Source organism: Brevundimonas sp. (assembly GCF_016463485.1).
Lineage (GTDB): Bacteria > Pseudomonadota > Alphaproteobacteria > Caulobacterales > Caulobacteraceae > Brevundimonas.
This window is the reverse complement of sequence record NZ_JAEMRD010000093.1, coordinates 1-13,389: the sequence shown is the minus strand read 5'-3', so window position 1 is coordinate 13,389 and position 13,389 is coordinate 1. Positions and strand designations below refer to the sequence as shown.

Below are 13,389 nucleotides of genomic sequence, written 5' to 3'. Positions count from 1 at the left end.
GCCTTGCCCTTCCCACCCGGTCTCCGCTTCGCTCCGACCACCCTCCCCCGAGGGGGAGGGAAAGATCTCACCTCAGGTCTTCCAGAAATCCCCGCATCGCGTCCCCCAGCGCCTTGGGCCGTCGCGTCTCCCGATCCACATAGACGTGGACGAAAAACCCCACCGCCGCCGGCTCGTCCTCGTCGCCCCGGAACAGGCCGATCTCGTAGCGGACGCTGGAGGTGCCCAGCTTGGCCACCCGGACCCCCGCCGTGATCGCGTCGGGAAAGGCGGTCGAGGCGAAGTAGCGGCAGCCGGTCTCGACGACGAGGCCGATACTGTCGCCTCCACCGTGGATGTCGAGCAGCCCCTCGGCGATCAGCATCCGGTTCACCGCCGTGTCGAACCAGGCGTAGTAGATGACGTTGTTGACGTGGCCATAGACGTCGTTGTCCGACCACCGCGTCTCGATCGGCTCGAAGCGGCGATAGTCGGCGCGGCGTGTGCGTTCCAGCGTCATGGCGGGCTCCGTGGGTGCGCGGCCACGCTAGCGGCGAAAGGGGTCAGACGTCACCTGGCCCCGCGAAACGCAGAGTTTATGCGCGTGTCGGCAGCCGTACAGACCGGTGACCCTGCATTTTTCCTCTTGGAAACAGCCATTTGCGGGGTCTAGTCTCGCCGCCAGTAATTTCCATTTCCGTTCGCTCCGAGTGAGTCCATGCCCAGCCGCCTCGAACGCCTCGTCTACGAAAGCCGCGCCACGGGTTCGACGGGGTCGTTGCTCAACCTGGCGACCATCCTGGCGGAATCGCAGCGCAACAATGACCGGGACGGCCTGACCGGTGCCCTGGCGGCCCACGAGGAAAGATATGTCCAGGTCGTCGAGGGTCAGGGCGAGAGGCTCGACGCCCTGCTGCGTCGGCTCGAAAGCGATCCCCGCCATCGCGATCTGAAGCTGCTGGACCGCTACCCGATCGAAGCCCGCACCTTCGCCGGATGGAGCATGGCCAGTCCCCGGATCGAGCCTGCGACCGGCCGGGCCCTGACCGACCTCATGTCCGAGAACGCGCCGTCGGCGGCCCGGGTCGTCGAACTGCTGCGCGACGCGCTGACGGCCAAGGGCAGCGCCTGAAAGGGCATCGGTGGGCAGCGCCGGAACATCGCAGGAAAACATTCCTTTCAATCCCTTGTGCGAGATCAGGATCGTCACCACGTCCATCGAACGGTCTTTGAAACGTTCAGCTGTGACGCCCTTCGCGCCGATGAAATCGCGGACCGGCCGGCGGGGCGCGCAGACCGCTCGACGGGTCGCGCGAGCCCGACGTGTCGCCAGAGACGCTGGCGGTTTGGCGGTTTGGCGGTCGGTTTTCAACCGCCACCGCCAAGGTCCGTCGAGTCATCGACCCGCCCGTCGCGATCCCTTGGGACGCACCCGCGATCGCTTCGCGCCACAGAGAAGGTGGCGGTTTGGCGCTTTGGCGGTTGGTTTTCGCCGCCACCGCCAGGGCCGAGGAGTCATCAAGCCGTCCGCTGCAATCCATTTGGACGCACCCGAAATCTCTTCGCGACCTGATCCTCAGGGGCTAAGCAGAGGGCCCCGATCCGGAGCGTCCCCCATGCATCTCGCCCGCTTTCCCCGCGTCCGCCTGGCCCACCTGCCGACCCCGCTGGAGCCCCTGCCGCGCCTGTCCGAGGCCTTGGGCGTCGAGCTGTGGATCAAGCGGGACGACTGCACCGGACTGGCCGGCGGCGGCAACAAGACGAGGAAGCTCGAGTTTCTGCTGGGCCAGGCCATGGTCGAGGGTGCCGACACCCTGGTGACCCAGGGCGCGGTCCAGTCCAACCACGTGCGCCAGACGGCCGCCGCCGCCGCCGCCCACGGCCTGAACTGCGAGATCATCCTCGAAGAGCGGACCGGCTCCAGGGCCGAGGACTATGTCTGGAACGGCAACGTCCTGATGGACCGCCTGTTCGGCGCGACGATCCGGCGCGTGCCGGGCGGATCGGACATGGTCGCCGAGCTCGAGACCACGGCCGCCGACGTCAGGAGGCGCGGCGGCAAGCCCTATGTGATCCCCGGCGGCGGATCGAACGCCATCGGCGCCCTGGGCTATGTCGATTGCGCGCGCGAGATCGTGGTCCAGGCCGATGAACTGGACATGCCGATCGACCGGATCGTGACCGCGACCGGCAGTGCCGGAACCCACGCCGGACTGGTCGCCGGTCTGGCCGTCATGGGGGCCGACATCCCGGTGCTGGGCATCGGCGTCCGTGCGCCGAAGGAAAAGCAGGAGGCGAACGTCCTCAAGCTGGCGCGCGACACCGCCGCACTGCTGGGCCGACCGGACGCGGTGACCGATGACATGGTCGTCGCCGACTGCGACTATGTCGGCGAGGGCTACGGCCTGGTCGATCAGGCGGTGATCGACGCCCTGGTGCTGGCGGCGCGGACCGACGCCATCGTGCTGGACCCCGTCTATACCGGCAAGGCGATGAAGGGTCTGATCGCCCTGGCCCGCGCCGGCCGGTTCGAGAACGAGACCGTCGTCTTCCTGCACACCGGCGGGGCGCAAGGGTTGTTCGGCTATGGCTCCGAGATCGGGCCGCAACTGTGAAAGTCCTCGGCGTTCTGGGCGGCATGGGTCCGGCGGCGACCGTGGCCTTCCTGGCCCAGGTCCAGGCCCTGACACCGGCTCAGGGCGATGCCGACCACATTCGCGTCCTCATGGACATGAACCCCCAGGTGCCCGACCGAAACACCCGGCCGGGCGAGGCCGAGGCGGAACTGGCGGCCATGGCTCTGCGTCTCAAGGCGGCCGGTGCCGATATCCTGGCCATGCCTTGCAACACCGCCCATGCCCAGAAGGCGGGCATAGAAGCCGCCGGCCTGCCCTTCATCGACATGATCGTCGAAACGGTGGCGGTCGCGAGCGCGACCGGGGCGACGCGGATCGGCATCCTCGCGACGCCGGGTGGCGAGGCCCTCTATCGACAGGCCCTCACCGACGCGGGTCTGGAGCCCGTGCTGATGCAGGGCGAGGCGCGGACCGGCTTCATGGACTGTGTCTATGCCGTGAAGCGCGGCGATGTGGGCACCGCCCAGCGCGCGGCCATGCAGGCACTGGCCCGTGGACTGATCGACCAGGGCGCCGGGTCGGTGATTGCGGGGTGTACGGAGGTTCCGCTGCTGCTGGCGCAGGCCGATGTGTCTGTTCCGCTTGTCGATTCCGCCGAGATACTGGCCAGGGTCTGTGTGGATCACTGCTTGAGCTGAGTGTGGCGATACTCCGGGAACGGAATGACTGTATTCGCCCCGTCTTGTGAGAACAATTCGCAATACAAAACAGTAAAAAACCTGACGCAACTTTCTCAAAGAGTCTGGTTACGTGTGGCCGCCTGACATCCAGGGGGAGACCACCATGACCGAGCTGAAGCGCGCCGGAACCCACGACGACGGCGACATCTGCGTCAATTTCTCGTCCAATCCGCACATCGACGACATCATCCACGCCCGGAACTCGCGCCGTCAGATCCTGGGCGGCATGGCGGCGGTGGCCGGCCTGTTCGGTCTGTCGGCCTGCGACAGCGACGGCGGCGAGCCTCAGTCGAACGTCACTGTGTCGGCCGGGGCCGCGGCGACGACCACGACGGGCAAGAACGTCAGCCTGATGGGTACGGCGACCAATGCCACCAGCGTCCAGTGGGTTCAGGTCTCAGGCCCCACGGTCACCCTGACCAACCCGAACACGAACAACGCCAGCTTCATCGCACCGGCCGTGGCCACCTCGACCCCGCTGGTCTTCGCCTTCACCTCGCCCGGCAACAACAATCAGCTGGCCATCGCCAGCACCACCGTCACGGTCAATCCGGCGACCCTGGACTTCACGGCCGTTCCCAAGCTTCTGAACGACGTGGTCACGGTGCCGGCCGGCTATACGGTCTCGGTCCTGTACGCGCTCGGCGATCCGATTGCGTCGGGTGTCCCGGCCTTCGGCAACCAGGGCAATGACACCAACTTCGCCCAGCGCGCGGGCGACCACCACGACGGGATGTATTTCTTCGGCCTGAGCGCCGCCGGAACGCGTGATGACAGCGCCAACGGCCGCGGCATCCTGTGCGTCAACCACGAGAACGTCACCGAGCAATACCTGCACGCCGGTGGAACCCTGACCGTCGTCGGCGGTGCCCGGACCAGCCAGGTCGAGGTGGATCGCGAGATCGAATGCCACGGCGTCGGCATCATCGAGGTGTCGCGCAGCACCGCCGGCGCCTGGTCCTACAACCAGGCCTCGACCTTCAACCGTCGCATCACGCCCAACACCCCGATGGTGTTCAACGGACCTGTGCGCGGGTCGGCCCAGCTTCGGACCCTGTTCTCGCCCACGGGCGTGGCGGGGCGCGGCACCGTCAACAACTGCGCCAACGGCTATTCGCCCTGGGGCACCTATCTGACCTGTGAAGAGAACTGGGCCGGCTACTTCAACCGCGCGACCGGCGACAACGCCGCCCGCCCGGCCAAGGTCGGCCAGGCCTTCACCCGCTACGGCGTCGCGGGCGGCCCGGTCGCCGGCCTGAACTGGGGCACGCTGGTGGTCTCGGACCCGGCCGAGACCAAATACCGCAAGTGGAACGCTTCGGCGATCGCCGGCCAGCCGGCCGACGGCACGGGCGACTTCCGCAACGAGCCGAACCAGTACGGCTGGATTGTCGAGATCGACCCCTATGACCCGGCCTCGACGCCGCGCAAGCGCACGGCGCTCGGCCGTATGGCCCACGAAGGCGCCTGGCCCGCCAACTTCGTCGCCGGTCGCCCGCCCGTCTATTACATGGGCGACGACTCGCGCGGCGAGTATTTCTACAAGTTCGTGTCGGCCACGCCCTGGGATGCGGCCGATGCTCTGCGCACGGATCGTCTGGCTGTGGGCGACAAGTATCTGGACAACGGCACCCTATATGTCGCCCGCTTCGACGCCACGGGCCAGGGTGTCTGGATCCCGCTGGTGTTCGGCACGGGCGTCCTGACCGCCGCCAACACCCTGTACAGCTTCGAGAACCAGGCCGACGTCCTGATCAACGCGCGCCTGGCCGGCGATGCGGTCGGCGCCACCAAGATGGATCGTCCGGAATGGTGCAGCGTCAACCCGGCGAACGGCGAAGTCTATCTGACCCTGACCAACGGCAACGCCACATCGCGCCCGCTGGCTGGAACGGACGCCGCCAACCCGCGCCACTACAATGATCCCCGCACCAACGGGACCAACCAGATCGGCAACCCCAACGGCCATATCATCCGGCTGCGCGAGACCGGCGACAATCCGATCGCCCTGACCTTCCAGTGGGACATCTATCTGTTCGGGGCCGGGTCCGACCTGAACGCCAACATCAACCTGTCGGGCCTGGACGCCACCAACGACTTCGCCAGCCCGGACGGCCTGTGGTTCGGCCGGCCGACCAATCCGTCGGGCCAGATCAATCCCCTGCTGTGGATCCAGACGGACGACGGCTCCTTCACCGACCAGACCAACAACCAGATGCTGCTGGCCCTGCCGGGACGTGTCGGCGACGGAGCGGCGCGGACCATCACCAACACCGACGTGGGCGGCGCCACCCGTCAGCAGGCGACGTTCGTCGGCAAGACCCCCGGTCTGACGCTGAAGCGGTTTCTGGTCGGCCCGCGCAACGCCGAGATCACCGGGATCGACTCGACGCCTGACGGCCGCACGGTGTTCGTCAACATCCAGCACCCCGGCGAGGGCGGCCCCACGGCGACCCCGTCGTCCAACTGGCCGACCAGCCAGTCGGGTGCCGGCAACAATGCCCGTCCGCGCTCGGCCACCATCGTGATCACCAAGAACGACGGCGGCGTGGTCGGCCTCTAACGGGCGCGGCATCGCGAGACTTTGTGGAGGGCGCGCCGGCGACGGCGCGCCCTTTCGCTTGTGGTCAGGCCCTCATCGTTCCGCCGCCTCAAGCCGCTCGTTCATCATCACCGGCGCGCCATAGCCAAGCCCTTCCAGCCGGGGGCCTTGCGTCGCCGCATCGCCGACGACGACATAGATCATGCGGTCAGTGTCGATATAGCGGTCTGCCAGGGTCCTGATCTGGTCGATCGTCATACCGTCGATCACGGCGGCCTCGCGGGTCAGATAGTCGGCGGGAAGGCCGATCTCTCCGACGTTGGCCAGAACGCCCAGCTTGGCCCCGGCCGTCTCGAACGCACGGGCCCGGCTGCGGCTCATGGCGGCGCGGGTGACGTCCAGGTCCTCGGCCGTGAAGGTGCCGCCATAGTCGCGCATGATGTCACGGGCCAGGGTCGAGGCCTCCAGCGTCACATTGGACCGGACCGGGCTGGACAGGGTGAACTCCCCGAACCGCTCGCCTCCGGCAAAGCCCGATCGGACGCCGTAGGTATAGCCCTGACCTTCGCGCAATTGTTGCGTCAGGCGCGAGGCGAAGCCGCCGCCACCCAGCCGGAAATTCATCACCGAGGCCGGATAATAGTCCGCATCGCCACGTCGCAACGCGGGCCCGCCGAACACCAGCACCGACTGTTTCGCGCCCGGCACGTCGTAGACATAGACCCTCGACGTCTCAGGGGTCGCGGGTGTCGGCCAGGTCGGGACCGCCACGTCGCGCGCGGCCCAGTCGCGGCCGAGCCCGGCGACTGCCTGCGTCACCGCCGTCTGGTCCAGCGGGGAGACGATGCGGAAATGGGCCAGGCCGGGGGCCAGGTTGGTGGCGTGGAAGGCTTTCAGGTCGTCCATGGTCAGGGCCGCGACCGAGGCCTCGGTGCCCAGGGCACTGGTCGCCAGAATATGGCCGGGCCCGTATTCGACCAGGTCGAAGACCCGGCCTGCGATGGCATTGGGCTGGGACCTCTGGTCTTGGATGTCGGACAGGGCGGCGGCCTTGGCCAGTTCCAGTTCGGTTGGATCCCAGCGCGGATGCAGCAGCATCTCCTCGACCAGGGCCAGGGTCGGCGCCAGATTGCGATCCAGCGTCCGTCCAGAGATCGAGAACCGCTCGTCGCCCGCCGACACCGCGACGGTGGCGCCCAGCGCCTTGAACGCATTCTCCAACTCGGCCGGGGTCTTCGTCGCCGTGCCGCGATCGAACATCCGCGCCAGCAGGGAGGCGGCACCCGGGGTCTTCGGATCGTCGAACAGACGCCCGCCCTCGATCGACAGTTCGAAGGTGGCGAGCGGAACCTCGGTCGAGACGATGCCCGACACGTTCAGGCCGTTGGCCATGGCGGCGGTCCATAGGGCCGGCGGGGTCAGGACCGGCGCCGGCCCGGACGCGGGCTCGACCGTGCGGTCGAAGCTGGAGGCCGTGCGCTCATAGGGTTTGTCGTCGGCGCGCTGGTTCACGTCCGGTTCGGCCCCCGCGACGATCGCCTCTTCCGCCACGACCGCAATCTCTGACCCCTCGAGCGCCAGCTCCGGCTTGCCCTTGGGCACGAAGGAGGTCGCGATATGGGCCTTGCCGGCGACGTACCGGCGATAGACCCGCATGACGTCCGCCGGCGTCACGGCGCGAATGGCGGCCAGGTCGGCATCGGCCGACCCCCCGGCCTGGTCGTAGAAGGCCAGGGTCTGGGCCTTGGAAAGGACGCTGTCGAGCTGGCCAAAGAAGCCGGCCTCCATCATCGTCTTGATGCGGGCGACGGTGGGGACATCGGCGCCTTGCGCCTCGAACCGGGCGAAGCCCTCGTCCAGCGCGGACTGCACGGTGTCCAGATCGACGCCATCGAAGGCGCGGACCGACAGCTGTATGTTTCCGGCGATCAGGTCGTTCCCGGAATAGGCGCTGACCTCCGACGTCAGCTTCCGGTCATCGATGAGAACCTGATTGAGCGGCGCATCCTTGCCGTCGGTCAGGACCCGGAACAGGACGTCCAGCGCGGCGACGTCGGGGTTTCCGCGTTCGACCCCGGGCCAGGACAGCGTCAGCTCGGGAAGCTGGGCGAAATTGTCCTCGTGCATCAGCCGGCGCGTCTGGCTCAGGACGGCCGGGCGTGGCGTCGGCCGCGCGACGCTCTGGCCGCGCGCGATCTCGCCGAAATATTTCTGCACCCAGACCCGGGCCTGAGCCGGATCGAAGTCGCCCGAGATCACCAGGGCGGCGTTGTCGGGCGTGTACCACTGTCGATAGAAGGCCTTCACGTCGTCCAGGGTCGCGGCGTTCAGGTCCGCCATCGATCCGATCACCGGCCAGCTGTAGGGGTGATCCGCCGGGTACAGGGCCGCAGCGGTCACCGGCCAGGTGAAGCCATAGGGCTGGTTGTCATAGGACTGCCGCTTCTCGTTCTTCACCACCTCCTTTTCCTTGGTCAGGACGGCGTCGGTGACGGTGTTGATGAAATAGCCCAGCTTGTCCGCCTCGGCCCAGATCATCTTCTCCAGCGCGTCGTTGGGCACGGTCTGGAGGTAGACGGTGATGTCGTTCGAAGTGAATCCATTCGCACCCGACCCGCCGATCCGCGCGGTCATCTTGTCCAGACCGCCCGGGCCGAGGTTCTCGGAATCCAGAAAGAACAGATGCTCGAACATATGGGCGAACCCGGTCCGCCCTGGCGTTTCGCGCGCCGAACCGACATGGGCAGCCAGGGCCACCGCCACCACCGGATCGGACCGGTCGATGTTGAAGATCACGGTCAGCCCGTTGTCGAGCTGCCAGGTCTCCTGCGGGATCAGTGTCCCGGTCTCGGCGGCGGGCGCAGCGGCGACGGCCGGTGCGGGCTCCGACGCCTGGGCGGCTCCGGCTCCGATGCCGGACAGGAGCGCGGTCGCGGCGACCGAGGCGAACAGGGTGCGGGCGGTCGAACGGGCAATCATCAGCGAAACTCCTGAGGGTTGTGACGACGTTAGAGGGGTTGTGTGGCCTCGGTAAAGCCGGTGTCGGGTTACAGTCCTGTCATGGCGCGACTTGCCCGCGTGGGGCCCGCTCGCCTATCGAGGGGAATGACGCGACAGGCCCTCATCATCGATTGCGACCCCGGCGTGGACGATGCGGTGGCCCTGATGCTGGCCTTCGCCTCGCACGAGCTGGAGCTGCTGGCGATCACGACGGTGGGCGGTAACGCGGGGGTCGAGAAGACCGCGCGCAATGCCCGGATGATGCGCCAGATCGCGGGGCGTGGCGACGTGCCGGTCCATGCCGGGGCAGCGCAACCCCTGGTGCGCGATCCGATCGACGCGGGCGAGTTCCATGGGCCGGAGGGGCTGGGGCATCTGGCACCGTTCGAGCCGGAGGTCCCCCTGGCCGAGGGACACGCCGCCGACGCCATCGTCGATCTGGTCATGGCCCGGCCGCAGGGTTCGGTCGCCCTGGCGGTCATGGGGCCGATGACCAACCTGGCGCTTGCCCTCCGCCGGGCCCCGCATCTGGCCGAACGGCTGGGGCCGGTGGTGGTCATGGGCGGGGCGCGCAGCGAGGGCGGCAACATCACTCCCTCGGCCGAATACAATATCTGGGCCGACCCGGACGCGGCGGCGGAGGTGTTCGCCAGTGGATGCCGGATTACGGTGCTGGGTCTGGACGCCACCCATCAGGTGAGGGCGACCGAGGACCGGATCGCCCGGATCGAGGCCATCCGCACGCCGTCGTCAGATGCGGCGGCGGCCATGCTGAATTTCTCCCGGACGGTCGAGCGCACCATCGTCGGCTGGGATGCGGCACCCCTGCACGATCCCTGCACGATCGCCTGGCTGCTGCGGCCCAAACTGTTCGAGCTCAGGCCTTGCCGGATCGACGTCGAGACGACCTCGGACCTGACGCGGGGCCATACGGCGGTCGAGTTCCGCGTCGATCCGGAAACGGCCCGGCACCATTGGGCCGTGTCGGCGGACGGGGAGGGGGTCTTCGACATCATCGCCACAACGCTGGAGGCGGCGCGATGAACATCACCGTCGTCGGCTCGATCAACCTCGACCTCGTCGCCTCGGCGCCGTCCCTGCCGGCGGCCGGAGAGACGGTGACGGGTGCGACCCTCGCGCGTCATCCCGGGGGCAAGGGTGCCAACCAGGCCCTGGCGGCCGAGAAGCTGGGGGCCGAGGTCTGTCTGATCGGGCGGGTCGGCGACGACGCCATGTCGGGCGAGGCCCTGGCCCTGCTCGAGGATTTCGGGGTCGACCTGTCGGGCGTCGAGACCGATCTGGCCGCCCCCACCGGCGTCGCCCTCATCGCCGTCGATCCGTCCGGGGAGAACCAGATCGTCGTCGCGGCGGGGGCCAACCACCTGGTCACCCCCGAACAGCTGCCGGCGCGGATCGAGACGGCCCTGATCGTCCAGCTGGAGCTGCCGATCGCCACGGTCGAGGCGGCAGTCGGGCGGGCCACGGGCTTCGTCTGCGCCAATCTGGCCCCCGCCGCCCCGGTGTCCGAGCAACTGCTGCGCCGGGCCGACCTGATCGTCGTCAATGAGGTCGAGGCCGCCTTTTATGGCGAGATCCTGCACCACGGCGGCGGCCGGGTGGTGGTGACGCAGGGGGCGCGAGGGGCCGAGATGTACCACCGCGGCGTCAAGGTCGCCTGGGCCACCCCGCCCGCGATCGTGGCCGTCGATGCGACAGGGGCGGGCGACGCCTTCGTCGGCGCGATCACCGTGGCCCTGCTGGAGGGGATGGAGCCGTCTGACGCCCTGCGCTTCGCCTGTGCGGCCGGTGCGGTCGCGGCCACCCGCGCCGGAGCCCAGCCGTCGCTTCCGACCCGCGCCGAGGTCGAGGCCCTGCTGGCCGTGTGAATCCTCAGTGCGCCTCGGGCGGCCGCGCAGCCGGATCCAGGTATTCGCTCTCCGAATGGGCGTCGGCCGACAGCACGAACCGGCGGTCGCAGTATCCGCACTCGACGAAATCGTCCTCGCCCATGTCCAGATAGACCAGCGGATGGCCGAGCGTTGCCCCGGTGTGTCCGTTGCCGCCGTCACAGGCGACGCGCTTGGAGCTGACGACCACTTCTTCGGGCGGGGCGATGACGGAGGTGGCGGACTGGACCATTTTCGACGCGTGACCTTGGCGGGACGGGGAGGTGCGCATAACTAGGGCCCCGGCCCCGCCTGCGTCAAACCCGGCCTCACCGGCCCGCCCCGAAAGACTGCATGACCGTATCCGAAGCCCTCCCCGTCAACGCCATCGAGGTGCACGGGCTGGAAAAGACCTACGCCGGCACCAAGAAGTCGCCGCCCAAGACGGCGCTGCGCGGCGTCGACCTGGTCATCCCGCGCGGCTCGATGTTCGGCCTGCTGGGCCCCAACGGCGCCGGCAAGTCGACCCTGATCAACATCCTGGCCGGGATCGTCAACAAGACCGGTGGCACGGCTGCGATCTGGGGTCGCGACATCGATCAGCGTCCGCGCGATGCGCGCGCGGCGCTCGGCGTCGTGCCGCAGGAGATCGTCTCCGACGTCTTCTTCACCCCGCGTGAATCGCTTGAGGTCCAGGCGGGCTTCTATGGCGTGCCGGCCTCCGAGCGCCGCTCCGACGAACTGCTGGCCGCGCTGGGCCTGTCGGACAAGGCCCACGCCTATGTCCGCGCCCTGTCCGGCGGCATGAAGCGCCGGCTGATGGTGGCCAAGGCCCTGGTCCACAATCCGCCCGTGCTGATCCTGGACGAGCCCACGGCCGGGGTGGATGTCGAGCTGCGTCGCCAGCTGTGGGACTATGTCCGGCGCATCAACGCCGAGGGCGTGACCATTCTGCTGACCACCCACTATCTCGAAGAAGCCCAGGCGCTTTGCGACACCATCGCCATCATGAACCGGGGCGAGGTCGTGGCCTGCGAGCCGACGCCGGTCCTGCTGCGCCGGCTGGATACGAGGAACGTCATCGTCACCCCCGAGGGTGAGCTGTCTGGCCTGCCGACCGTGCCGGGCTTCGACGTCGTCGCCCGCCCGAACGGCGCGTTCTCGATCAGCTACAAGAAGGGCCAGTCCTCGGTCGAACAGGTGCTGGCCGCCGTGCGGGCCGCCGGCGTCACCATCGCCGACATCACCACCGAGGATCCGGACCTGGAAGACGTCTTCCTGGCCCTGACCTATGGCGACGCCAGCCGCGTCAGCCCCACCAAGGACTGACGCGGAACCGGCTATTTCTTGAGGAAGCCGCCGATCATGTCGCCCAGACCGCCCGGCAGCTGATCCAGCAGGCCACCCGCCTCGGCGGCATTGCCGTTGGGCGTCAGCCGGTCGATGGCCTCGGGCAGAAGTCCGGCCAGGGTCTGGCTGGCCTGTTCGGGCGATACGCCCAGCTTCCTGGCGAAGTCGGCAATGGGGCCTTGGCCGATGACCGACTGGATCTGTTCGGGCGTGACGCTGATGTTGCCGCCCGTGCCGATCCACGACGCCGCGACGTCGCCCAGACCCTTCTGGCCGAACTTTTCGGCGATCCCGGCGACCCCGCCCTGTTGCTTGAGGAGGTCGGCGATCCCGCCGCCCGCCTGTTCGCCCAGTCCGCCCAGGACGCTGTCCCGAATACCCATCATCATGCTCCGCAGAAGGTCAGGGCCGCGACCCTAGCCCGATACTGTGACGCTTGAAACGCAGAAAGGCCCGCCGTCTGGCGGGCCTTTCCATCCTCGAACCGGGTCGAAGATCAGTTCTTGGCGGTCTCGGCACCCTGGGTCACGGCCGAACCGGCAGCGGAGACGTCGCGGCCGACGCCGGACACGGTGTTGCAGGCCGAAACGGCCAGAGCGGCAGCGACGATGGTGAGGGCGATGATCTTGCGCATGGGGAGAACTCCTGAATGGTGACGCTTCCACAACGGCGAGCTTGGCCGCAGGTTCCATCGCCAAGCCGTCCGGTCCTCTGCTAGTCCTGCATCATGTCCGAGAAACCACACGTCATGCCCCCCGTCACCACCGCCCGCCGCCTGGTCGAAACCCTCGTCATGAACGGCATCGACCGCGTCTTCTGCGTGCCCGGCGAAAGCTATCTCGCGGTCCTCGACGCCCTGGCCGACGTCACCGACCGCATCCAGGTCATCACCTGCCGGCACGAGGCCGGTGCCGCCAACATGGCCGAGGCCTATGGCAAGCTGACCGGTCGCCCCGGCGTCTGCATGGTCACGCGTGGGCCGGGTGCCACCCATGCCTCGATCGGTGTCCATACGGCGCATCAGGATTCGACGCCGATGATCCTGTTCGTGGGCCAGATCGCCATCTCCGATCGCGGCCGCGGCGCCTTTCAGGAGGTCGATTATCGCGAGGTGTTCGGCGGCCTGGCCAAATGGGCGACCGAGCTGGAGACCGGCACGCGCACGGTCGAGGTCGTCGAACGCGCCTTCGCCACCGCCCTGCAAGGCCGGATGGGCCCGGTCGTCATCGCCCTGCCCGAGGATGTGCTGGAGGCCGACGGCGGCCCCGCCCCGATCCGGCCCGTGAGCCCCGCCCGCTCCGCCCTCGACCCCGCCT

Annotated in this window: 13 protein-coding genes; 8 read left to right on the top strand and 5 right to left on the bottom strand. The window is 68.2% G+C overall.

Annotation, left to right across the window (positions count from 1 at the left end):
* Positions 1–67: 67 nt before the first annotated feature.
* Positions 68–499, bottom strand: a complete 432-nt coding sequence (locus JHC99_RS12820) for a thioesterase family protein (RefSeq protein WP_292154769.1) — start codon at positions 497–499, stop codon at positions 68–70.
* 198 nt (positions 500–697) lie between these two features.
* Here JHC99_RS12820 and JHC99_RS12815 point away from each other — a divergent pair, with 198 nt between their 5' ends.
* The 4 genes from JHC99_RS12815 to JHC99_RS12800 all read left to right on the top strand — a co-directional run bounded on the left by JHC99_RS12815 (position 698) and on the right by JHC99_RS12800 (position 5,858).
* Complete coding sequence (locus tag JHC99_RS12815) at positions 698–1,111, top strand: BLUF domain-containing protein (RefSeq protein WP_292154768.1); 414 nt, start codon at positions 698–700, stop codon at positions 1,109–1,111.
* A 484-nt stretch (positions 1,112–1,595) separates the two neighbouring features.
* Positions 1,596–2,594 (top strand): D-cysteine desulfhydrase, encoded by a 999-nt coding sequence (locus JHC99_RS12810; protein WP_292154767.1) that lies wholly within the window; start codon positions 1,596–1,598, stop codon positions 2,592–2,594.
* Positions 2,591–3,253: an amino acid racemase gene (locus JHC99_RS12805; RefSeq protein WP_292154765.1), complete on the top strand. Its 663-nt coding sequence runs from the start codon at positions 2,591–2,593 to the stop codon at positions 3,251–3,253. Before JHC99_RS12810 ends, JHC99_RS12805 begins: the two co-directional genes overlap by 4 nt.
* A gap of 145 nt (positions 3,254–3,398) precedes the next feature.
* A complete protein-coding gene (locus JHC99_RS12800; RefSeq protein WP_292154764.1) occupies positions 3,399–5,858 on the top strand; it encodes a PhoX family phosphatase in 2,460 nt (819 codons plus the stop codon).
* A 72-nt stretch (positions 5,859–5,930) separates the two neighbouring features.
* Here the strand turns inward: JHC99_RS12800 and JHC99_RS12795 are convergent, their stop codons facing one another.
* Positions 5,931–8,816, bottom strand: coding sequence for a pitrilysin family protein (locus tag JHC99_RS12795; RefSeq protein ID WP_292154763.1), 2,886 nt, complete (start codon positions 8,814–8,816; stop codon positions 5,931–5,933).
* A gap of 126 nt (positions 8,817–8,942) precedes the next feature.
* On the opposite strand from JHC99_RS12795, the gene JHC99_RS12790 reads away from it, so the two are divergent.
* Together JHC99_RS12790 and JHC99_RS12785 are read left to right on the top strand one after the other, a co-directional pair.
* On the top strand, positions 8,943–9,881 hold the full coding sequence (locus JHC99_RS12790; RefSeq protein WP_292154762.1) for a nucleoside hydrolase: 939 nt from the start codon (positions 8,943–8,945) through the stop codon (positions 9,879–9,881).
* Positions 9,878–10,723 carry a ribokinase gene (locus JHC99_RS12785; RefSeq protein WP_292154760.1) on the top strand — a complete coding sequence of 282 codons (846 nt, stop codon included), beginning with the start codon at positions 9,878–9,880 and terminating at the stop codon, positions 10,721–10,723. Before JHC99_RS12790 ends, JHC99_RS12785 begins: the two co-directional genes overlap by 4 nt.
* Positions 10,724–10,727: 4 nt before the next feature.
* On the opposite strand, the gene JHC99_RS12780 is transcribed toward JHC99_RS12785, so the two are convergent.
* Entirely contained in the window at positions 10,728–10,976 is a 249-nt protein-coding gene (locus JHC99_RS12780) for a zinc-finger domain-containing protein (protein ID WP_292154759.1), read from the bottom strand.
* Positions 10,977–11,077: 101 nt separating this feature from the next.
* Between JHC99_RS12780 and JHC99_RS12775 the strand changes: the two genes are divergently transcribed.
* A complete protein-coding gene (locus tag JHC99_RS12775) occupies positions 11,078–12,052 on the top strand; it encodes an ABC transporter ATP-binding protein (protein ID WP_292154758.1) in 975 nt (324 codons plus the stop codon).
* An 11-nt stretch (positions 12,053–12,063) separates the two neighbouring features.
* Here the strand turns inward: JHC99_RS12775 and JHC99_RS12770 are convergent, their stop codons facing one another.
* Positions 12,064–12,462, bottom strand: coding sequence for a YidB family protein (locus JHC99_RS12770; protein WP_366927809.1), 399 nt, complete (start codon positions 12,460–12,462; stop codon positions 12,064–12,066).
* Between the two features lie 107 nt (positions 12,463–12,569).
* Positions 12,570–12,707 carry an entericidin A/B family lipoprotein gene (locus JHC99_RS12765; protein WP_292154755.1) on the bottom strand — a complete coding sequence of 46 codons (138 nt, stop codon included), beginning with the start codon at positions 12,705–12,707 and terminating at the stop codon, positions 12,570–12,572.
* A 114-nt stretch (positions 12,708–12,821) separates the two neighbouring features.
* Between JHC99_RS12765 and JHC99_RS12760 the strand changes: the two genes are divergently transcribed.
* A partial coding sequence (locus tag JHC99_RS12760; RefSeq protein ID WP_292154754.1) for a thiamine pyrophosphate-binding protein occupies positions 12,822–13,389 on the top strand: 568 nt, incomplete at its 3' end.

Bases quoted from the DNA above. Each gene is read 5' to 3' on its own strand.
- JHC99_RS12765 (WP_292154755.1), bottom strand. From the start codon at position 12,707: ATGCGCAAGATCATCGCCCTCACCATCGTCGCTGCCGCTCTGGCCGTT.
- JHC99_RS12800 (WP_292154764.1), top strand. From the start codon at position 3,399: ATGACCGAGCTGAAGCGCGCCGGAACCCACGACGACGGCGACATCTGC.
- JHC99_RS12810 (WP_292154767.1), top strand. From the start codon at position 1,596: ATGCATCTCGCCCGCTTTCCCCGCGTCCGCCTGGCCCACCTGCCGACC.
- JHC99_RS12790 (WP_292154762.1), top strand. From the start codon at position 8,943: ATGACGCGACAGGCCCTCATCATCGATTGCGACCCCGGCGTGGACGAT.
- JHC99_RS12775 (WP_292154758.1), top strand. From the start codon at position 11,078: ATGACCGTATCCGAAGCCCTCCCCGTCAACGCCATCGAGGTGCACGGG.
- JHC99_RS12795 (WP_292154763.1), bottom strand. From the start codon at position 8,816: ATGATTGCCCGTTCGACCGCCCGCACCCTGTTCGCCTCGGTCGCCGCG.
- JHC99_RS12785 (WP_292154760.1), top strand. From the start codon at position 9,878: ATGAACATCACCGTCGTCGGCTCGATCAACCTCGACCTCGTCGCCTCG.
- JHC99_RS12770 (WP_366927809.1), bottom strand. From the start codon at position 12,462: ATGATGATGGGTATTCGGGACAGCGTCCTGGGCGGACTGGGCGAACAG.
- JHC99_RS12815 (WP_292154768.1), top strand. From the start codon at position 698: ATGCCCAGCCGCCTCGAACGCCTCGTCTACGAAAGCCGCGCCACGGGT.
- JHC99_RS12820 (WP_292154769.1), bottom strand. From the start codon at position 499: ATGACGCTGGAACGCACACGCCGCGCCGACTATCGCCGCTTCGAGCCG.
- JHC99_RS12780 (WP_292154759.1), bottom strand. From the start codon at position 10,976: ATGGTCCAGTCCGCCACCTCCGTCATCGCCCCGCCCGAAGAAGTGGTC.